We start from the raw sequence: 19,790 nt of genomic DNA, 5'->3' as shown, positions 1-19,790 counted from the left end.
TGCGCGCCGCTCACGCCGTCGCGAGCCACTCCTCGAACGTGGTCGGCGCGATGCGGGCGCCCTCGCCGGGCAGGAGGACGTCGCCCGCCATGTCCGTGCCGAGCGGCCCCGCCCAGGTCGGCACGAGCTTCACCGTGCGGCCGCGCGCCTGGTGGGTGCGGCGGGCCATGTCCACCAGGTCCTGCGGCTCCGGCCCGGCGAGGTCGGGGCAGCGGCCCTGCGGCGTGCCCGCGGCGACCTCGGCGAGGACGTCGGCGACGTCCGCGGGCGCGACCGGCTGGACGAGGAGCGGCGGGATCGTGGCCACGCCGTCCCGCTCGGTCCAGCCCGCGAGCATCGCGGCGAAGTCGTGGAACTGGGTGGCCGGGACGATCGACCACGGCACCGGTCCCGCGGTGACCAGCCGCTCCTGCTCGCGCTTGCCGGCGTAGTGCGCGTTCCCCTCGACGCGATCGACCCCGGCGATCGACAGCAGGACGTGGTGGCCGACCCCGGTGCGCTCCTCGGCGGCGAGCAGGTTCCGGGTGGCGGCGCCGAAGAAGGCGACCGTCTCCGCCGGGTCGGCCGCCGTCGCGTTCGTCGCGTCGACGACCGCGTCGACGCCGTTCAGGGCCGCGTCGAGCCCGTCGCCGGTCACCAGGTCGACGCCGAGCGAGCGGCTGATCCGCACGACGTCGTGCCCGGCCTTCCGGAGAGCGGTGACGGTGAGCGCCCCGATGTTCCCGGTCGCGCCCGCTACGGCGATCCGCATGATGTTCACTCCTCGTCTCTGGACCGGGCATCACCATATCTCGGACTAAAGGGATCCGCAATATCGTCGATTGGGTATCATCGGGCCATGAAGCTGCCCGTGAGCACCGAATGGCTCCTGCACTGCGCCGCGACACTGGCCCAGCTCGACCCGGGCTCCACCGCCTCGGCGGCCCAGCTCGCGCAGTACTTCGACCTGCCGGCGCCCTACCTCGCCAAGCAGCTCCAGACGCTCGTGAAGAGCGGCGTCCTGGCGGCGACCACGGGCCCCCGGGGCGGGTTCCGGCTGGCCCGTCCCGCCTCGGAGATCACGCTCCTGCAGATCGTCGAGGCGGTCGACGGGGCGTCCTCGCCCTACGAGTGCCGCGAGATCCGGCAGCAGGGGCGCGGGGCCCTGCCCCCCGAGGACTGCCGGGAGACCTGCATCCTCGCCGCGAAGATGGCCGAGGCGCACGAGGCCTGGCGGCGGACCCTCGACGCCACCTCGCTCGCCGACATCCTCGCCACCCTGCCCGCGTCCACCCCCGGCCGGACCCGCCGGCGCATGGCGGGTACGGCGTAGCCCGGGGCGCTGCGGCGTCACAAAATTCACATAGCGTGCACTTAAGGTCGGGGCCGGCTGAGAGCATGGGGGCATGGCGAGGTCGATCGAGGAGCCGCGGAACGCGCGCAGCCGCCGGTCGCGGGCGGCGCTGCTGCGCGCGGCGCGCGAACTCGTCGAGGAGCACGGCATGGCGGCGACGACCATGGCGGCCGTGGCGGAACGCGCGGGAGTGTCGCGGCGCGCCGTCTACCTGCACTTCGCGTCCCGCGCCGAGCTGATCAGCGAACTCTTCGACTACGTGAGCGAGGTCGAGGACATCGAGGGCCGGTTCGCCCCGGTGAGCGACGCGCCCGACGCGGTGGCCGCCCTCGAGCGCTTCGCGCACCGGCACGCCGCGTTCCTGCCGCGCATCCTCGCGGTGTCGCGCGCGGTGGAGCGGGAGGCGGGCGACGACCCGGACGCGGCACGGCACTGGGCCGCCGCGATGTCCTGGCGCTACGCGACGAACCGGGCGCTCATCGCCCGCCTGGACGCCGAAGGCGTCCTCGCGCCCGGCTGGACCGTCGACACCGCCACCGACATGCTGCTCGCGCTCGTCTCCAACGGCGTCGGCGAGACCCTCCTCGCCGACCGCGGCTGGACGCCGGAGCAGATGGGCGACCGCATGGCCCGCCTCCTGCACTCCACCTTCGTCGCCACCGGGACTCGCGGCGGCCGGCCCCTCCCTTAAGGGCGACGGGCGGTGACGAGCCAGGCGCTGGAATCGAACCAGACACCGTCGTCGGCCAGGTGCGCGGCGAGCGTCTCGCGCAGCCGCTCGATCGCGCGCGCCGCGCCGGCCGGGTCGAGCCGCTCCAACGCCGCGCCGGTGGAGGCGAAGCGGCGGACCCAGCCGAGGGCGGCCTCCACGTCCGGACCGTAGTAGACCGGCTCGTGCACGCCGGTGAAGGCGATGTCCGTGAAGCCCGCCTCGTCGAGGACGCGTCGCACGGTCGGCGGGTCGCCGAGCGAGAACGCGTCCGGCCCCTCGTCCGCGGCCACCCGTTCCTCGGCCCCCGCGAGGGATCGGCGGACGGCGACCTCCCACTCGTTGCGTTCCGCGGGCTGCCAGACCATCATCACCAGCCGTCCGGCCGGGCGCAGCGCCTGTCCGACGTTGGCGAACGCGGCGACGGGGTCGTCGAAGAACATCGTGCCGAACCTGCTGGCCGCCAGGTCGAAGCGCCCGCGCGGGAAGCGGTGGACCTGCGCGTCGGCGTGCTCGAAGGCGACATTGCCGAGCCCCTCGGCCCGCGCCAGTTCGCGGGCGCGCCCGATGGCGGACGCGGAGATGTCGACCCCGAGCGCGCCGCCCGCCCGGGCCGCGCGCGCGGCCGCCCGGGTCGTCCGCCCCGTCCCGCATCCGATGTCGAGGACGTGGTCGTGGAGCCGGACGCCGCAGGCCCGGCGCAGCACCGGTTCGTGCCGCCGCAGCTCGGCGTCGTACCCGCCGGGGTCGAGCGCATGGTCACCGGAGGAATGTCGCACCACTGCCCCTTCGCCGTGGTCGGAGCCGCCGAGGCGTCGTCGGCGGTAACCGGCGTCCACCAGGATGGCACCCGGCTCCGACAAGCCGGGCTCCGGCGGACCGGGCGGCGTCGCCGGCCTGCCCGCAGTTGGAACCGAGTGCTTCGTGTCGCCGGACGCGCACGGGGCAGGTTCTCCCTCACCGATGGCGACTGCGCGCGGGACGGGGAACGGAAGGCGGGTCGAGATGGCCTCCTTTGAACCGGTGCGCACGGCTCCGCTGAGCCGGGCCGACATCGCGGATCTCGCGGACCGGGTCGGCGGCCCGGTGGCGCTGCCCGGCGACGCCGGTTACGCGGCGGAATGCGCCACCTTCAACCTGCTCACCCCGGTGCACCCGGCGGTCGCGATCGGCGCGAGCGGCGCGGACGACGTCCGGGCCGCGGTGCGGTTCGCCGCCGAGCGGGGCCTGCCGGTGGCCGTCCTCGCCACCGGACACCAGATGGCCCGCTCCGCCGAGGGGGCGGTACTGATCAACATGTCCCGGATGGGCGCGGCCCGCGTCGACCCCGAGCGGAGGGCCGCACGGGTCGAGGGCGGAGCCCGCTGGCGCGGGACGCTCGACGAGGCCGGCGCCCACGGCCTCGCTCCCATCAGCGGGGGCTCGGCCGGCGTCGGCGTCGTCGGCTACCACCTCGGCGGCGGGGCGAGCCCGATCATGGGCCGCCGCCACGGATACGCCGCCGACCACGTGCGGGCGATCGAGGTCGTCACCGCGGACGCCGAGGCGCGGCGGGTCACCGCGTCCTCCGAGCCGGACCTGTTCTGGGGGCTGCTCGGCGGGACGGGCAACTTCGGCGCGGTCACCGCCCTGGAGTTCGCGCTCTTCCCGGTCCGGCGGTTCTACGCCGCCGGGCTCCACTTCGCCGGCGAGCACATGGCGCGGGCGCTGCACGCCTGGCGGGAATGGGCATGCGGCCTGCCGGCGGAGATGAGTACCTCCCTCGCCTTCCAGCGCGCTCTGCCCGCGATGCCGGAGCCCCTCCGCGGACGGTTCGTGATGCACCTGCGGTTCACCTCGCTCGGACCGCGGGACGAGGCGGAACGCGTCCTCGAACCGATGCGCCGGGTCGCGCCGGCGCTGATGGAATCGGCCGGCGAGCAGCCCTACCGTGAGGCCGTTTCGCTTTTCCTGGACCCGCCCGGCCCTTTTCCCTGGGTCGAGCGCTCGGGAATGCTGCGGGACTTTCCCGATGAGGCGGCCGAGGCCCTCCTCGCCGTGGCGGGTCCCGATGCGGAGAGCGAACTCAGCCTCGTCGAAGTGCGCCGCCTCGGAGGGGCCATGGAAGGGCCGCCTGCGGTCCCCAACGCGGTTCCCGGCCGGGACGCGGGATGGTCGGTGCTGGGCATCGGCGGGGGCGACGCGGGGAAGGCCGCGCTCTTCGAGGAGCAACTGAACACCCTGGTGGGCGCGCTCGCCCCCTGGACGTCGGACGAGCGGATGCCCAATCTTCTCGGCGCACGGGAAGGCGCCACTCCGCAAGCCCTGCGCGCGATCTACGGCCACGAACGGTACGACCGTCTCGCCGCCGTCAAGAAGCGCTACGACCCGCGCAACCTCTTCCGAATGAACCACAACATCACGCCCGCCCACCACGTGGACGGCGCGCGGCCCAAGGATTCTTGATGCCCTGTTGGCCGCGGCCGGGGCGATATCGCGGGGATTCGGGAAATCACCACCACGCTGTCCGCGCCTTGATCGTGAGGGGAGTTGCCCGGTGCCCACCCAACGCACCAGCCGAAAGCCCGCCGCAAAGACGGGAAGCCAGCCATGGGTGCATGCCGATGGCCGCGAGATCCAGAAGTTCGGCACGGTCCGGATGTTCCCGCTCGGCCTGTCGTTCGAGGCCCGGATGTACTCCTGCGAGCGGCTCAACCAGGTCCTGGCCGACACCCAGATCCTCCACAGCCTCTACAAGAAGCATCACTGGCTGATGCGCGGGCCGACCTTCTACCAGCTCCATCTGCTGCTCGACAAGCATGCGGAGGAGCAGCTCAAGCTGGTGGACCTGATCGCCGAACGGGTGCAGACCCTCGGCGGCGTGGCGGTCGGCGACCCCCGCCACGTCGCGGAGATCACCGCCGTCCCGCGTCCGCCGAACGGCGCCGAGGAGGTCCCCGCGATGCTGTCGCGGCTGATCGAGGCGCACGAGACGATCCTCGTCACGGCCCACGAGGTCGCCGCCAGGGCCCAGGAGATGGGCGACGACGGCACGAACGACCTCCTGGTCTCCGACGTCATCCGCACCGGTGAGCTGCAGGCCTGGTTCCTCATCGAGCACCTGGTCGACACCCCGCTCGTCGAGGCCCCGCACAACGGCCGCTCCCGCTGACCCCGGCCGCTGACCGGCGCCGCGGGGACGGGTCCGTGCCGCCGGTTCGCCGGCCCGTGAACGGACGAGGGAGGGGCATGGCCGACGGCAGGCTGGACGGAACGGTGGCGCTGGTGACCGGCGCCAGCAGCGGCATCGGCGAGGCGACGGCACGCGCTCTCGCCGCCGAGGGCGCGGCCGTGGCGCTGGTGGCCCGGCGTCGCGACCGGCTGGAGCAGGCGGCGGAGTCGATCCGGTCCGCCGGCGGAACCGCGCTGGCGGTCGAGGCGGACATCACCGATGCGGCCTCGGCGCAGGCGGCCGTCGCGGGCACGGTGAACGCACTGGGCGGCCTGGACACGCTGGTGAACAATGCCGGCCTCATGCTCCTCGGACCGTTCGGCGAGGCACCGCCCGAGGAATGGGACCGCATGCTCGCGGTGAACGTGCAAGGGCTTCTCTACGTCACCCAGGCCGCGCAGCCGCATCTGGTGAGCGCGGCAGAGAACGGCTCTCGGCGAGTGGCGGACATCGTCAACATCAGCTCCACCGCCGGGCGCGTGGCCGGGATCGGAAACGCCGTCTACAGCGCGACCAAGTTCGGTGTCGTCGCGCTCACCGAGGCGCTGCGCAAGGAGCTGCTGCCGCAGCGCGTCCGCGTGGGCGTCGTCGAACCGGGCACCGTGGACACCGAACTGACCACTCACGTGCGGGCGGAGATCCAGCAGGCCGTCGCACGGCAGATCGAGGGCATGGAGAAGCTCCTCCCCGAGGACATCGCCGAGGCGGTGGCCTACATCGTGACCCGCGACCGCCGTGTCGCCGTGAACGAGATGCTGGTCCGCGCCGGCGCCCAGACATGGTGACGAGGTCTTCGGACTCGGCGGCCTCGGACGCCCCGGCGAGCATGATCTCGGATCGCGGCCCCTCGAAGCGTCAGGTCAGCCGCTCGCGGTTGGCGTTGGCCTCCGCACGGACCTCGTCGACGAAGTCGCCGTCGTCCTCCGAGGCGTCCTCCTGGTAGATGAGCCAGCAGCCGCGGATGCCGTCGAGGATGTCTTCCAGGAGGTCGTGCGCGGGACGTTCGGGGTCCAGGGGAGTGGTGCGGAGGCTCTTGAGCAGCGTGCTCCGGAACCCCGGATCATGGTGATGCCGGGCGAGGATCTCGGCTTCGGTGACGTGCTCCAGGAGCTCGTCGAGGTCGGGGATCCGGCCCTCCGCGACGATCATCGCGCCCCGGATCAGGGTGGTGACCGTCTCGTACGGGCTGAGACCGAGTTCGAGCCGCTCCAGCACGAGGGTCGGGGTCTCGTGCGCCAGGGCCTCGATGCCGTCCGCCTCCTGGACGATCTCCGTGGTCGCGTAGCCGGTCGTCTCGGACGTGACGTCGGCGGCCGCCTGGAGCCAGTGCGCCGCCGCGATGGCGGCGGCCGCGGGCTCGACCTCCGTGAACAGGCTCGGGCCGCCGAACGGGTCCGCATGAAGGATCTTGTCGGCGGCCTGGACCTGGACGGGTGAGGCGTCGGCGCGCGTGAGAGCGAGGACCTGGCGGGCGCGCCCGGTGAGGTCACCGAGCTCGGCCTGTTCGATCGCCCTCAGCTCGTCCCGCACCTCAACGCCGACCCGCCTGCTCAACTCGGCATCGCCGATGTCGTGCAAGGCACGGCCGACCCGGTGCGCGCACTCCTCAACGGGGTCGTACGACACGGTGAGCATGCCGTCGGAGGGCAGGTTCGGCTTGGCCAGAGCTTCCGCCACGGTCCCGAACGCTTCCCGGTCCTGCCGGTGACGCCAGCCCTCGCTGTCCACCTCCTGCGCGTCCGCGGCAGAGGCCGGATGGGTATAGGTGCGCCAGGCTTGGACGGACAACCGGGTCAGGGCCCGAGCGAGATGCTGGACCGCGCCGGCGGGGACGTCACCCGGAAGCTCGGCGAAGGTGGAGGCCGTGCAGCCCGAGCCCGTCTCCCAGAACGCGACGATCGCGTGACGCTCCTCGTCGAAGGCGTAAGTGGTCACGGCTCCCCTCCCTCGCCGCCACCTACGCTGCCATCCAGCAGGACGAACCGCGACCTGAACGACCGCCCAAGGCACTTCGTACCCCGCCGGATCGACGAGAGCCGCCGCCATCCCCCGACACATCGGGCCGGGGGAGTACCGCGCCCTTACCAGCCGGCGCGCGGGCCGGGTCAGCCGTTCGGGAGGATCACCGCGCGTCCGTTGACACGGCCCGCGTGCAGGCGCTCGTACGCCTCCGGTGCCTCGTCGAGCGAGTACGTCTCGACGTGCACGTCCACCACCCCGGACCGCGCCAGCTCCAGCACCTCGATCAGTTCGGCGCGGCTTCCCCAGTAGGGCGCCCGCACCGACGCGTCGTAGGGGACGACGCCGAAACCGACCTGCGCGATGCCGCCGCCGATCCCGACGATCAGGACGTCCGCCTCCACGGCCGCGACGGCGGTCGCCGTCGCCACCGTCGGCGGGGCCCCGACGAAGTCGAACACCGCCTGCGCCCCGAGCCCGCCGGTCAGCTCCCGTACCCGCGCCGTCGCCCGCTCGTCCGACAGCACCGTCTCGTGCGCGCCGACCGTCCGGGCCAGCTCCAGCTTCTCCTCCGAGACGTCCAGCGCGATCACCCGCGCCGGGCTCAGCGCCCGCAGCACCTGGATCGCCACATGCCCGAGCCCGCCCGTCCCGATCACCACCGCGGCGCTGCCCGGCACCAGCTTCGGCAGCGCCCCCTTGATCGCGTGGTACGGCGTCAGCCCCGCGTCCGTCAGCGGGACGTTCCGCACCGGGTCCAGCCCGCCGAGCGGCACCAGGTGGCGGGCGTCATCGACCAGCAGGTACTCGGCGATCGCCCCGGGCGCGCCCAGCCCGGGCGGCCGGATCTCCAGCTCCTCCGCCCGCAGGCAGTAGTTCTCCTTGCCCTGCGCGCACATCAGGCACGCCCCGCACCCCCACGGCCCGTAGACGGCGACCGACTCCCCGATCGCCACCCCCTCGACGCCCTCCCCGAGCGCCTCCACCGTCCCGGCGCCCTCGTGCCCGAGCGTCAGCGGCAGCGGGAACATGAGCTGCTCCGCCGACCAGCTCATCACCACGATGTCGGAATGGCAGACGCCCGCCGCCGTGACCTTCAGCAGCACCTGCCCCGGCCCCACGACGGGGTCCGGCACCGTCACGACCTCCGGCGCCCCGCCCACCTCGCGATACTGCAACGCCTTCATGGCACCCCCTCCCCACTCGAGATCCCCCCTCCCCACCGCGCGACACCTGCGTCCCGGATTTCTTACGAACCTCGAACGCCACGGCGTCCGGTGAAGCGAATCGCGGCGGATGCCCGTTGGATCGGACAACGAGTGATCTTGAAGGGACCAGCATGGGAACCGCGATACAGGCCACCTGCCTCCACGTCCAGGGCGGACCGTCCGACGGCCTGTCCTTCACCGTCGCCGCGGGCGAGATCCACGCCCTGCTCGGCCCGGCCGGAGCGGGCAAGACGTCGCTGCTGGAAACGGCGGCGGGGCTCCGCCGCCCCCTCTCCGGCACGATCCGCGTCAAGGGCGTCGACCCCTACGACCGGCGGGACGGCCTGCGCCTCGGCAGCGTCTGGCGCGACGGCGGCCTGTTCCCCGGCCTCACCCCCGCCGAGATCGTCGACTCCTGGCGGCGCTGGTCCCTCGACCCGCTGACCCGGGAGGAGGCTCTGCTCCTCACCGGTCTGACCGGCCGTTCCACGACCCCGTTCGAGCGCCTGGACGCCGGCGAGCGCCGCCTTCTCGACCTGACGCTCGCCCTGGTGAACCGCTCGGACGTCCTGTTCCTCGACGACCCCATGGCCGGCCTGGACTCCGGAACGGTCCAACGCGTCCGGCGCGCCCTGCGCACGCTGGCCGGCGCGGGCGCCGCCATCCTGCTGACCACCCGCGACCCCGCCGAAGCCGCCCAGGCGGACCGCACCACGCGCTTGGACGCCTTCCGCCCGCGAAACGCCTCTAGGAGGAAGTACCCCGCGGTCGCCATCCTCGACGCCCGGAAGGGCGGCGCGCTCCCGGGCACGGACCTGCCCGGCCCGCGCACTCCACTGTCGGGCTGGCGGGATTCGAACCCACGACCCCTGGCACCCAAAGCCAGTGCGCTACCAAACTGCGCTACAGCCCGCGACACGCCGCCGTCCCCGGCGACCCGTGAAGTCTAATGCCGATCAGGCCCGTCCGCCTCGCTCAACCCGGCATTGCGACCGCGGACCCGTTCGCTCCCCGTCACCCGGTACGCTAGCGTTGACGATCGAGGGCCCAGCCGGCCCTCCAACCCCTCGCGGGCGTAGCTCAATGGTAGAGCCCCAGTCTTCCAAACTGGCTACGCGGGTTCGATTCCCGTCGCCCGCTCTCTCGTTTTCCCAGGTCAGAGCCTCGTGGGGCGATCTTGAGAGCCTCTTCCAAGATCATTTGTCACCCATTTGTCACTGGGATCGAGCACGCCTGAGCACCATCCTGGTTCATCTGCGAACCTTCACGATCATGGCCTGGCGACACTCGGCAAAGATCACCACAGGCACGGACCCGGCACCTCAACGCCGAAGGCCCGGCCCTCCAACGGAGAACCGGACCTTTGCTCGCCGGACGTCCCGCTAGCTCGGCTCAATCCCGAGAAGCCGGCGGAGGTCGACCGTCACGACGCGGTAGCTGGCGCCGATGCGGATGACCTTGCAGGGGAACTCGCCTCGGCGGGCGAGCTGGTAGGCGCGCGTGCGTCCGAGCCCCATGGCTCGGGCGGCGGTGTCGACGCTGATGGTGGTGGGGAGGGCGAGGAGCTCGTCCTGGCTCATCTGCTTCACGGCTCAGACCCCCTTCCGGAAGATGCCGAACCATCTCGCCCGTAGCCCTCGGCAATCCGGAGGCGTCACCCGTGGCGCGTCTCTTCGGATCGGGGCCGTGGGAGCCGGTTCGGTGGCAGTGCCGCCGAGTGGTGGTGCGCTGGTTGCGGGCGGCGATCCTGTGCCGTGAACGTGGTTGATCGCGCTTCGGGCCTGGTTGATGGCTTCGCCGCATCCGGCGCCCAGGTGGCGGGCGTGGAGGATGGCGCGGCCGAAGTCGTCGAGTGCCCCGTCGAGGCTCCCGCCGTGGTCACGGACGAGGTGTCCGTCCGCGTGCTGGCGCGTGAGGAAGCGTTCGAGTTGAAGGAGAAGGTGGTCGAGCTCGGTGACGGCTGTGTGGACGGCGTCCAGAACGGCGTGGACGGTCGCGGGTCCGGCAAGGCCGTCCGGCTCCTCCACGGCCTGCTTCAGCGAGCGGACGGCTCGTTCCAGATCCTCAGCGAGCTGTTCGGGCTCGTGGTCAACCTGGGCGTTACGGCTGATCGCGCTGGGGTTGGAGGTCATGGGTGCACTCCTTGGGGTGCAGACCCTCTGTAGGAGGGCCAGAGCTGTTCGTGGACATGGCCCGTCCTTCCTGTTGAGGAGCGGCAGATAGATGCTCTGCCGCTTCATGAGGTTGTTTACGCTCCGTGATTGTGCCCGTGCCTGGATCTTGACTCCAGCACTGCAGGGGCACCGGCGAGTCTCGCCCTCGGCAAGTCAGCGCTTGGGCCCGCCGCTACGACGCTGCGGCACCTGGGGAGGACGAGCAGAGGATGCGGCGGTCGAGCCCAGTCCTTCGGCCAGCGGTACGGGGAAGGCTTCGGCCGCAAGCCTCGCCATCGCCCGGCCCTCGTCGAGGGTTTCCGCGACGCGTGGCGGCACCGGTGCGGTCGGCCCAGTCACCGTCCGTCGGACGGCGTGTAGCCGCCCTGCGGCCTGGCGTGCGGCATCGGCTTGGGCGAGGCGTTGCTGGGCCAGGCGGTGCTCGGCCGTCGCTTCGATGAGATCGGCGAGGTTGGCGATGAGGAACAGCAGGTCGGCGGTGAGGTTCCTTTTGTGTTCGCGTCGATCTTCCCAGTGAACGTTAGTGATCGCGAGTGTGCGCGCTACCGCGCGCAGGGCGTTTCCGTACGGGGTGACCGGTGGCGGGCGGCCGAACGGTTCTCGGGTGGCGCGGTCGTAGAAGTCGGCAGCCTTGGCCAGTTTGCGGTTGCCGGTGATGTCTGCAGTGACGTGCAGGACATCAGAGGCCGCCGCTGCCAGATCGGCACGGACGCCAGGATCGCGGAACTCGCGCATTTGCCAAGCCGCCGTACCGGCCCCTTGAGCGGCCTCCCGATAGGCCGCGGTCTGCAACCGGTGGTCGGCGGACGAACCCGGTGCCCACCGGCGCGAGGGGGCAGCGGGCCGACGGATTGCGCCGTCGTTCCACCGGAGGCGCAGCTTGGGCAAGGTGAGGTCATCGGCGAGCTTGCCGCCGGAGAAGAAGACCGGCGCCCCCTCCGAGTTGGTGTATTCGGGCACGGCAACGGCGTATCCCGTCACCTCGCCGGGCGTGCGGACGCTGAATCTCAGCCGGACCGTCAGCCCGCGTTCGCGCAGGCCGGCGAAGAACGCGTCTTCGCTGTCGGACGAGGCAGCGGCCGTGGCCACCTGCCGACGCAACGCGGTACGAGGCGGCTCCTCAAACCCGGCGCGTTCGGCCCGTTCCATCTCAGCACGTGAGGGTCGGGGCGCCGCTGTCCGGTCCGCGGGCGCGGTACGGCAAAGTCCATACCGTTCCTCGACGACCTGGCACGCCTTCCGCGCCTTGAGGTAGTCGCGGGTGATGTTCGGCCGCCGGCCGTCCTCTCGAGCGAGCGTGGCCACGACGTGGATGTGATCGTCGGCGTGCCGCACGGCGATCCACCGGCACGCCTCCGGATCTCCGCGTGGTGCGATGCCGGTCTGGTGCATCAACTCCTCGGCGACGTCGGCCCACTCCTCATCGGTCAGAGCCCGGTCGGTGGGGGCCGTCCGCAACGAGCACTGCCAGACAGGCATCTCCGGCCGGCTTCGCCGCATCGTGTCCAGCGGAGACCGCAGCGCCTCGCCCAGCGGCCGAAGGTCGCGCTTGCCGTCCGCGCGTTTCGCTGGTTCCAGTGCGGCCGGGTGCCGGTATCCGGCGACGAGGTGGGGGTTGGCGTGCTCGTTGCGCTTGCCCGGCCCGTACAGGTACCGCAGCAGGTTCCCGACATCCGCGCCGCGCGTGACCTTGGCGATCACGGCAGCCGTCTGCCGAGTTCGACGATGACGGCTTCGGCCCGCCGCACCACCTGAAAGCAGTACGCCGCCAACCACGCCACCGACTCCGGAACCTCGTTGTAGGCGTTGGCATGGCGCACGAGCTGGTTGAGGTTGACCCCGACCGCGTTCACCTGACGGCTGGCATTTCGCAGTTCGGCATGCAACGCGACGAGCGCTCCGTCCACAGGCCGCTGCTCGCGAATCGCAGTCTGAACCGTCTTTACGACGAAGGCGCTACACGCGAGACCGGCTCGCGTCGCCGCCTCGTGGAACTCTTCGTACTCCTGGTCGCAGACGCGGATTCTCAGTTCCCGATCTCGCCGCCGCCCTCCACCGAGCTTCGCTCGGCGCTGCAGCGGCTCCGCCCCGTCGCTGCCTCGTTTGGATGTCGTCATGCACCTCCGCTCCTGGCTTTTGAGCGACCGCGCTCGGTCCCCCGCCCGGCCAGTGTGATCTTCCGAGCGGAAGTTATCCACAACAGGTAGCGCTCTACCAGCTATCTTGCATCCCGCACTGAGCTGATAATGCGTCGGTTCGCGAAGGTCGACTCGTATCAATTGACGAGCCATTCTGACGCTTACTGTCGGGCGGTATCGCATCCTTCAGCTTGCTGCCAAATTCCTCGCTATCCGGTCCGCGCAGCAAGAACAGGAATCGCCGGGAACGTCTCCGGTGTCAGAATCGGCCAGTCGATCCGATGAGGGAGGGCTTCAGCCCTCACAGGTTGCGAGGAGGAGGAGGGGCAGCCACGCCGGTCCTCCCGCCGACGAGCTTCCCAGCTTCGGCCAAGCCGCAGATGTCGGCCAGGGACCCTAGGGACGAGGACGCCTCTACGCGTCCTCGTCGCCGTTCAACGCTCGCATGAACCACTCGAGAGAGCCGGTCTTCTGCGCCTCCTCGGCGAGTCGCTTGGCGGACGCGGTCTGGAGTTGGGCGAGTGAGCTGTCCACCCACGGTTGGGTGTTCTGATTGCCGTGCTCTCGGTACTCGATGGCCTGAATGAGGCACTCGAGCTTGTCCGCGTCACGGGCGCACATCGCCTCGGCGCTGGCCTTGCCTTCGTACTCCGCGACGACACCCGTGATCATTGCGGTGACCACCTCCGGCAAACCGCGGGTCTGGCGCTCGGTGACCTGCTCGTTGGACGCCTTCTTCACGTACGGCTTGGCCACATAAGGGATGTCGGTGAGGCGCGTCTCCTGGCTGTCATGAAAGAGGCTGAGTAGTGCAGCACGCTCGGGGTTGGCCCCCTCCATCGCGGCCAGGACGCTCGCGATGATCGCCGTACGGAGCGAGTGATCGGCGATGCTCTCGGGATCGTTGACGCCCGCTACAAGCCACCCGGTGCGCTTGTAGCGCTTCAGAAGCCCGATCTCGTACAGGAAACCCGCCAGCCGCTCCGTCTCGTTCGCCATGCTCACCCTTCTCTCAACGCCCGTCCGCGATACGTAGACCGTAGAGGACCTCTTCCAACTCCCGTCGCGACTGGACGGAGACCGCAGCTTCGTCCAGGACCCGCGCTGCCCGTTCCTGCAACCGACCGAGCGTGCCGGGCTCGTCGTGGACGATAGCGGGGCGGTGCTGAAGAAGCGCCCAGACCGTATGAGCGACGACATCGATGTAGACGTTCTTCGGCTCCAGCTTGCCCACCAGATGAGCAAGCAGCTTCGTGCCTCTCCAGGACCGAGTGGGCAACTCGACCATGAACGTGTCGGCTGTCTGCGGCTCGGTGATCTCCCCCAGCCAGTACGCCCAGTAGTTGAGGTTGGCCGTCTCGCACCTGTCGGTCTTCATCGCCTGGCCGATGAACGCTTGAAGCGCCTCGGGGTCTCCCTTGCGAGCAAGGGAGTGCGCCCCGGACCGCACAACAGCCCAGGACAGCGACCAGTCAGCGGATCGTTGAGACCTGCGCTCCTCTTGGCGCTGCATTCCCGCCAGCCATTCCGCCGTCTCTACGGAATCATCGAAGCTCGCGACGTAATGTGCTTGCCTACGAAGCAGCATCCCGTCGACAGTGCCGACATCGGCTCTCTCTGCGGCGCTCTTAAGGTGCTCGAAGAAGTGAGCCCGCTCGTCTACCGCCAAGCGTGGCCCGCTCGAAACCGGACCGCGACGGGAAGATCTACGCGGAACATCGTCCAGGAAGGACGGCCGCTGACCGGACACCGCCCATGAGGTCATGTCAGTGAACGGCCGCGTGATCACCCACGCGGAGAGCGGATGCTCATCCGGCGGAACCTTCGCTGGTGCGGTACTCAAGACCTGCGCGAGGAAGTGATCAGCCTCAAGCGCCGGTTCGAGTTGAGCGAGCAAGTTCGGCTGCGCCCCGAGTCGTAGCAATCGTGCACGAATCGCCAGAAAACTTCCCGTGGGCACGGCGACGAGAGGCCGACGCCCAGACTCCCAGCCCTGCACAGTCGTGAGATCGACTCCAAGGTCTTCGGCCAGTCCGTCCTGAGTGAATCCGATCGATTCACGGATGACCTTGAGAAGGTAGCCCGAAATACGACCTTCGCGGGGGCTGTCGTTGAAACCCCGACTGCCAGTCAGGGTTTCTCGTCCACCTGGCGCCATGAGTCCACTACCGCCGTTCGTACTCGTACTCGCCGTCAGTTCATCGGCATCAATCAACGCCATAGCGTTAGGAAAAGCTTAACTGAAGATCACTATTCACGCCTCTAGGTAAGAGGGCTCGTAATGTCAACGGATACATCGAAAGCGCTAGAGACGCGCCGGTTGCGCGTGTGGGCGCTCGCCCAGACGCTCAAGTCCCACGGCTATGCGGTAGAGGTGGCCGAGTCTGAGCCCTTGCTTGTGATCCCTGCCGCCTTCTCCTCCCCGGTGTTGGTGCGATGCGACCTGCGCGCGATCTGCAGCGGTGAGCCGTGGTTCTGGTTCTCCGATGGTGGCGTCATCGCACCGGCCGATGACGCACACCTGCACGAGGTGGTCGTAGCGGTCAAGGGAAAGCTCGCTGGGCGGGCCCATGGGTAACTCCTCGCCCGACCCGGTGACCTGGTACCGGCGGGCCACGAGGGCCTGGCGGGCGCTCGTCCCCTTGTCGGACGGACCTGGGTTGCTGGAGTCGGCCAACCCTCGTGAGCTGTGCGAAGCCATCAAGGGTCCAGCGGCCTGGCGGCGCTCTCAACGCAAGCTCCTGCTCGTCCGTCCTGCCGATAACTGCACGAGGACCAACATCGAGGCCGCCCTGATCGAGGGACTCACCGCTCAGGAGGCCTGCGTCCCGAACCCCTCAGGCGGCAGGCAGACCACCACAAGCAGCAGCCTCATTTCGGAGGTGGCCGCCCCATGAACCCCGCTGGCTACCCACAGCACGTCCCCGCCGACGAGCTGCGCACCGCAACCAGCCGGATGGACGCCAGGTCGATCCGCGATGCCGAACTCGGCCGCCTCTCCCGCCAATACGGAGCGATCGTCTGGTGGGGGCACTACACCCGTGCGTGGTGGGTCATGCTTCCCGGCCCCCGCCGGCTCCTGGACGCCCCCACTCTGGCGGCGCTCGAAGCACAGATCATCCACACGCTGGGACTCATGCGATGACCAGCAGGCCCAGTCGTCGCGCATCCACCTCAGATCGCCGCTCCGGCGTGAGGGCGATGCGCGACAGGGCGCGGCGGCCTTCACCCCTCGGAAGCCGCCGCGCCCCCATACCCCCATGGCCTCATGCACAACTCAGCGGGCCCTGGCTGACCTCGTCACCTCGGTGGTCTACGACTCCGCCCTACATCCCTCGGCTAGGAGACATCGTGCCTCTTGATCCCGGCCAGGCGCGAGAACTGGCCGCCGCGCTGGGCTCCTACCGCCGGCTCATGGAACAGGAAGTCGTTCCCGAATCGCAGTACTACCTACTGGGCAGACGCGAGATCCCGAGCGGATCGAGTACCTCGGCAACATCATCGAGCGTGCCGCCGCCCGCACGCGGGCGCGTGACCACGACCACGACCAACCGCCGGGGGCTCCAAGCCCCTCCACACGGTCTAACGACAAGGCCGCGCCTTGGTCGATCGCCGATCCAACGGACATCGCTCTCCAGCAATCCGCACCGTAAGCCGGGAGCGGCACGCGGCAGAACGGCATCCAGGCGCTCGCCCGCCCCATTAAAGCCCTCCGGCCCAGGTCAACAGACGCGCACCTGGGCCGAGAGAACCAACCACAACGCGCGTCGGAGGTGCACATGACCTTCGCTCCCGACCTGGCCGTCGCCACCAAAGATCCACGCGGCCTCGTCACAGCCGAACTGTTCGACCAGATGGTGAACGACGTGGTGACCTTCGACAAGGTCACCCGCCCCTACGCCGAGCGCGGCGTCGAGCAGTTCCTCGTCTTCATGAAGGCGTGGGGAGACACCATGACCGAAGTCGGCGGCGACGCCCGCGCCTGGGTGAAGTTCGCGCCCTCGCCCGCCGTCGACAAGATCTGGCACCGCTCCATGATGCGCACGCGCACATTCGCGGCCGTCTGTGACATGGTCGCGGGCCGGTTCATGCACCACCTGCCGATCATGGACGAGGACATCCGGTCCGGGCAGGCGTCCGAGCGCGGCCTGGCGGCGATGCGCGCCACCGGGTACCGGGTCGATCTGGAATGGTGGATGGACGGCGAGTCCTGCTGCCCGGAGAACTGCGCGCAGCCGCCGATGAACGCCTGACACCACCACGGGGATTGATCCATGCGCAGCCACTGGTCCGACCTGCCACCCGAGGTGCTCGGCGCGGTCACGGCGCGCACCGGCCCCATCCAGTGGGTCGAGCCCGCGCCCGCCGGCAACCACGCCGACATCGCCGCGACCATCCACACCGCGGACGGCCGGCTGTTCGTCAAGGCCGCACGCAAGACCGCGCCGGACACCGACGGCCCGGAAGTCCGGTCGCTGCGCTGGGAAGCCGCGATCAACCCCCACGTCACCCAGTACGCCCCCCGCCTCCACTTCACCGTGGAGGCGGGCGGGTGGCTCGTCCTGGCCTTCGAACACGTCCAGGCCCGGCACGCCGACTACACCCCCGGCTCACCGGACCTGGACATCCTCACGAAGATCGTCGACAGCCTGCAGGCACATCCGCTCCCCGATGTGCTGGAACGCAAGCGCGTCGAGCGCCGCTGGGAATCGATGGGGGACATGACCCCACTGGCAGGCAACACCCTGCTGCACGCCGACCTCAACCCCGCCAACGTCCTCCTCGGCGACGGCGACACCGCCTACGTCGTTGACTGGACCTTCGCCGGACGCGGCGCCGCCTTCCTCGAGCTAGCACTCCTCATCCCCTGGCTACTCAAGGCCGGCCACACCCCGACCGAAGCCGAACACTGGGCCTCACAGTTCCCCGCTTGGACGACCACCGCCCCAGCCACCATCGACCTCTTCGCACGCGCCTTCGCCGGCAAATGGCAAGTCAACCTCGCCACCACCAATGAGGCTTGGGCACTCGCCCACGCGACCGCAGCACAGATGTGGGCGTCGCACCGATGTGCCCACTCTTCTTCCCCCTGAATCACCTCACACGGCAACGGCAACAGGGTGTGCCGAGGCCGCCGAAAAGAGTGTTCTCGGTAGGACCAGAGAAGCTAAGGCCACCTCGAAGAGCAGGTCCGCGAGCCTACGATCAGGAGCTGGCACATCTGGGCAAGTGCAGCAGGAAAACAGTACAGGTTTGGCCAGCTCGGGCCGCCAGGTCGGCGAATTCACAGTGGTACCACCGAATCAGTCTGACCTGGACCTATGTCCATCGACTGCCACGCTTCGGCCTGCGTTGGGCTGGAAAGGCTACGGTTCTATCAAACCCGAGAAATTATTGTAAGCCATCTAGCTAAAATGGGCCTTCTTCTCCTACGAAATGCCATAAGGCTCGTCTGTCAACTACAAACACGCCTCTAGCTTCGAGTAGGATTCCCTGAGCATAGAGATAAGAAATAGCTCGATCCAGCGATCGGGCCGAAGTGTCAGCAAGTGCAGCGAGGTCATCGCGAGTGAAGCCTGCTAGACGAATCTCCGTTTGGAGATCATTCAGGTCTATTCCAAATCTCACGCAGAGCATCTTAAGGATAATTGCCGTTCGTGTACGTATGTCGTTTGTGGCGCGCAGTCGCTCCGACCGCTGGAGTCGATTAGCGGTGGTCTTTAGTATCGCCATCAGAATGTCGGGATACTTATGGCACATCCCAGAGAAGGCGCGCAGGGGGACGGAGAGAACTGTTGCCCCACCCCCGCCTGCCACATAGTCGTATTCATATCGATCACTGTTCAGAGCCTCATAGTCGCCACATAGTTCACCTTCGCATGCGGCGTGAACGACCAAGCTGGTTCCGGGAGAAGGATAGGCTACGACCCTAGCCCACCCCAGGCGTAGTATTAGTACCTTTTCAGCTTTGTCCCCCCGACACAGGAATGCTTCATTAGATCGAAAAGCGCGCTCGTATCCACATTGTATTAGGTCGCGCCTAACGCCCACTGGCATCTGTGCCCAAAACGTTTCGTCATACATCTCTCATCCCGCAAGAGCGTAGAGGGCATAGATCACAGCTGGAACGGCACTGAAGAATACGGCCATCGACACGAACAAGCGAGGCAGATGCTCGGGAGTGTGAGCAGAGACCTTGGCTACTACATAAGCAGCCAGGCCGATAAAGGCAAGCGTAATAGAGGCCGCACCGAACGCCATCATCACTTCGAACCTCAAGATCTCCTCCGCGCTGCCACTGTGAGGTACCGCCTTCCGCGAACCTCTCCTTGGACACGCTATGACTCTGCTCTCATCACTGGGGCACCGTTCGCCACATGGCGGATCACTGGAACGAGATCCTCATCTCCGGTGATACGAATACATGCCAGCACCTGAGTGACCTGCGGCAATGCAGAGGAAAAAAGTTGATCCGTAAAGATTCGGGCACCCGTAATTACGTTTTAGACGCAGTCTGATCATTGGCAGGATCGGGACCGCCCAGACATGTCCGCACGGGCCTCCGACCAGTACGGCATCGCTGTTAAGCATGCACCCCTGTCCCGGGGGTCGGCCGAGGGGTACGGTGACACGCCCGTGACAGGTGGATTGGCGCGGGGGCATGCCATCTGGCCCGCGGAGGGCCAGGAGCCGTGAGGCTTCCTGGCTTCAGATGCGTCCAGGGGAGCGCCCCTCACATTAGATGCGAGCGGTTGATTCTCCCGATAGAGGCAAGACCGATAACTTCGATCCCATCTGTGGGCGCATGTGAGCGAACTCAGAGGTTATGAGAATGGTGTTGTTGGGTCCCCGGTCATCTTCATGAAGCATTCCAGGGGATCACCAGCTCTCAGCTTCTTTGCGGACGCGTCCGCCTCGTTGCGTTCACCAGTGAGCCTTTTTCAGCAGCGGTGTGGTGACTGTTGATCACATGATGGTCGCGGTCGGTGCATCTGCCCCGGAACGTCAAGGAGCCCCTGGTAGGACGGTTGATCTCTCACAACCCTCCGTCCAACCAG

At 68.8% G+C, this 19,790-nt stretch carries 20 protein-coding genes, 2 tRNA genes and 1 pseudogene; 10 read left to right on the top strand and 13 right to left on the bottom strand.

The annotated features are described in order from the left end of the window. Positions 1 to 10: 10 nt before the first annotated feature. The gene (locus J4557_RS37805) at positions 11 to 751 is read right to left on the bottom strand and encodes an SDR family oxidoreductase (RefSeq protein WP_208271611.1); all 741 of its coding nucleotides are present in this window, start codon (positions 749 to 751) and stop codon (positions 11 to 13) included. Between the two features lie 87 nt (positions 752 to 838). On the opposite strand from J4557_RS37805, the gene J4557_RS37800 reads away from it, so the two are divergent. Together J4557_RS37800 and J4557_RS37795 are read left to right on the top strand one after the other, a co-directional pair. Beyond that, entirely contained in the window at positions 839 to 1,312 is a 474-nt protein-coding gene (locus J4557_RS37800) for an RrF2 family transcriptional regulator (protein WP_208271610.1), read from the top strand. A 73-nt stretch (positions 1,313 to 1,385) separates the two neighbouring features. Further along, positions 1,386 to 2,024: a TetR/AcrR family transcriptional regulator gene (locus J4557_RS37795; protein ID WP_208271609.1), complete on the top strand. Its 639-nt coding sequence runs from the start codon at positions 1,386 to 1,388 to the stop codon at positions 2,022 to 2,024. Here the strand turns inward: J4557_RS37795 and J4557_RS37790 are convergent. Then, positions 2,021 to 2,821: a class I SAM-dependent methyltransferase gene (locus tag J4557_RS37790; RefSeq protein WP_307800439.1), complete on the bottom strand. Its 801-nt coding sequence runs from the start codon at positions 2,819 to 2,821 to the stop codon at positions 2,021 to 2,023. The two genes, J4557_RS37795 and J4557_RS37790, sit on opposite strands and share 4 nt — an antisense overlap. Before the next feature lie 226 nt (positions 2,822 to 3,047). Here J4557_RS37790 and J4557_RS37785 point away from each other — a divergent pair, with 226 nt between their 5' ends. From J4557_RS37785 to J4557_RS37775, 3 genes are all read left to right on the top strand, one after another. Continuing rightward, a complete protein-coding gene (locus tag J4557_RS37785) occupies positions 3,048 to 4,487 on the top strand; it encodes an FAD-binding oxidoreductase (protein ID WP_243776989.1) in 1,440 nt (479 codons plus the stop codon). Positions 4,488 to 4,680: 193 nt separating this feature from the next. Then, the gene (locus tag J4557_RS37780; protein WP_208271685.1) at positions 4,681 to 5,193 is read left to right on the top strand and encodes a Dps family protein; all 513 of its coding nucleotides are present in this window, start codon (positions 4,681 to 4,683) and stop codon (positions 5,191 to 5,193) included. Between the two features lie 104 nt (positions 5,194 to 5,297). Continuing rightward, on the top strand, positions 5,298 to 6,038 hold the full coding sequence (locus J4557_RS37775) for an SDR family NAD(P)-dependent oxidoreductase (protein ID WP_307800438.1): 741 nt from the start codon (positions 5,298 to 5,300) through the stop codon (positions 6,036 to 6,038). Positions 6,039 to 6,108: 70 nt separating this feature from the next. Here the strand turns inward: J4557_RS37775 and J4557_RS37770 are convergent, their stop codons facing one another. Both J4557_RS37770 and J4557_RS37765 read right to left on the bottom strand, forming a co-directional pair. Then, on the bottom strand, positions 6,109 to 7,188 hold the full coding sequence (locus J4557_RS37770; RefSeq protein ID WP_208271605.1) for a hypothetical protein: 1,080 nt from the start codon (positions 7,186 to 7,188) through the stop codon (positions 6,109 to 6,111). A gap of 170 nt (positions 7,189 to 7,358) precedes the next feature. After that, positions 7,359 to 8,399: an NAD(P)-dependent alcohol dehydrogenase gene (locus J4557_RS37765; RefSeq protein WP_208271604.1), complete on the bottom strand. Its 1,041-nt coding sequence runs from the start codon at positions 8,397 to 8,399 to the stop codon at positions 7,359 to 7,361. Positions 8,400 to 8,551: 152 nt separating this feature from the next. On the opposite strand from J4557_RS37765, the pseudogene J4557_RS52280 reads away from it, so the two are divergent. Continuing rightward, positions 8,552 to 9,001, top strand: a pseudogene (locus tag J4557_RS52280) (ATP-binding cassette domain-containing protein); the annotation flags it as partial. A gap of 258 nt (positions 9,002 to 9,259) precedes the next feature. Here the strand turns inward: J4557_RS52280 and J4557_RS37755 are convergent. Next, positions 9,260 to 9,333: transfer RNA gene (locus tag J4557_RS37755), tRNA-Pro, on the bottom strand. A 156-nt stretch (positions 9,334 to 9,489) separates the two neighbouring features. On the opposite strand from J4557_RS37755, the gene J4557_RS37750 reads away from it, so the two are divergent. Further along, positions 9,490 to 9,560: transfer RNA gene (locus J4557_RS37750), tRNA-Gly, on the top strand. A 242-nt stretch (positions 9,561 to 9,802) separates the two neighbouring features. Here J4557_RS37750 and J4557_RS37745 read toward each other — a convergent pair. The 6 genes from J4557_RS37745 to J4557_RS37720 all read right to left on the bottom strand — a co-directional run bounded on the left by J4557_RS37745 (position 9,803) and on the right by J4557_RS37720 (position 14,953). Beyond that, positions 9,803 to 10,000 (bottom strand): helix-turn-helix domain-containing protein, encoded by a 198-nt coding sequence (locus J4557_RS37745; RefSeq protein ID WP_208271684.1) that lies wholly within the window; start codon positions 9,998 to 10,000, stop codon positions 9,803 to 9,805. Positions 10,001 to 10,012: 12 nt separating this feature from the next. Then, positions 10,013 to 10,552 (bottom strand): hypothetical protein, encoded by a 540-nt coding sequence (locus J4557_RS37740; RefSeq protein ID WP_208271603.1) that lies wholly within the window; start codon positions 10,550 to 10,552, stop codon positions 10,013 to 10,015. Positions 10,553 to 10,747: 195 nt separating this feature from the next. Continuing rightward, positions 10,748 to 12,295, bottom strand: a complete 1,548-nt coding sequence (locus J4557_RS37735) for a relaxase/mobilization nuclease domain-containing protein (protein WP_208271602.1) — start codon at positions 12,293 to 12,295, stop codon at positions 10,748 to 10,750. Continuing rightward, positions 12,292 to 12,711: a plasmid mobilization protein gene (locus J4557_RS37730; RefSeq protein WP_208271601.1), complete on the bottom strand. Its 420-nt coding sequence runs from the start codon at positions 12,709 to 12,711 to the stop codon at positions 12,292 to 12,294. Before J4557_RS37730 ends, J4557_RS37735 begins: the two co-directional genes overlap by 4 nt. Before the next feature lie 435 nt (positions 12,712 to 13,146). Beyond that, on the bottom strand, positions 13,147 to 13,731 hold the full coding sequence (locus J4557_RS37725) for an HD domain-containing protein (RefSeq protein ID WP_208271600.1): 585 nt from the start codon (positions 13,729 to 13,731) through the stop codon (positions 13,147 to 13,149). Between the two features lie 13 nt (positions 13,732 to 13,744). Next, a complete protein-coding gene (locus J4557_RS37720; RefSeq protein WP_243776988.1) occupies positions 13,745 to 14,953 on the bottom strand; it encodes a helix-turn-helix domain-containing protein in 1,209 nt (402 codons plus the stop codon). Positions 14,954 to 15,625: 672 nt separating this feature from the next. On the opposite strand from J4557_RS37720, the gene J4557_RS37715 reads away from it, so the two are divergent. The 3 genes from J4557_RS37715 to J4557_RS37705 all read left to right on the top strand — a co-directional run bounded on the left by J4557_RS37715 (position 15,626) and on the right by J4557_RS37705 (position 17,825). Continuing rightward, positions 15,626 to 15,877 (top strand): hypothetical protein, encoded by a 252-nt coding sequence (locus J4557_RS37715; protein ID WP_208271599.1) that lies wholly within the window; start codon positions 15,626 to 15,628, stop codon positions 15,875 to 15,877. A 634-nt stretch (positions 15,878 to 16,511) separates the two neighbouring features. Beyond that, positions 16,512 to 16,985 carry a UCP032817 domain-containing protein gene (locus tag J4557_RS37710; RefSeq protein ID WP_208271598.1) on the top strand — a complete coding sequence of 158 codons (474 nt, stop codon included), beginning with the start codon at positions 16,512 to 16,514 and terminating at the stop codon, positions 16,983 to 16,985. Positions 16,986 to 17,006: 21 nt separating this feature from the next. Beyond that, a complete protein-coding gene (locus tag J4557_RS37705) occupies positions 17,007 to 17,825 on the top strand; it encodes a phosphotransferase family protein (RefSeq protein ID WP_208271597.1) in 819 nt (272 codons plus the stop codon). Between the two features lie 316 nt (positions 17,826 to 18,141). Here J4557_RS37705 and J4557_RS52275 read toward each other — a convergent pair whose 3' ends face one another. Both J4557_RS52275 and J4557_RS37695 read right to left on the bottom strand, forming a co-directional pair. Then, positions 18,142 to 18,789: a Crp/Fnr family transcriptional regulator gene (locus J4557_RS52275; protein WP_372442577.1), complete on the bottom strand. Its 648-nt coding sequence runs from the start codon at positions 18,787 to 18,789 to the stop codon at positions 18,142 to 18,144. 30 nt (positions 18,790 to 18,819) lie between these two features. Further along, positions 18,820 to 19,011 carry a hypothetical protein gene (locus tag J4557_RS37695; RefSeq protein WP_208271595.1) on the bottom strand — a complete coding sequence of 64 codons (192 nt, stop codon included), beginning with the start codon at positions 19,009 to 19,011 and terminating at the stop codon, positions 18,820 to 18,822. Positions 19,012 to 19,790 lie beyond the last annotated feature (779 nt).

The sequence above is a fragment of the Actinomadura nitritigenes genome, from assembly GCF_017573545.1.
In the GTDB taxonomy this organism is placed as follows: Bacteria; Actinomycetota; Actinomycetes; order Streptosporangiales; family Streptosporangiaceae; genus Spirillospora; species Spirillospora nitritigenes.
This window is presented reverse-complemented; position numbering and strand designations above follow the sequence as displayed.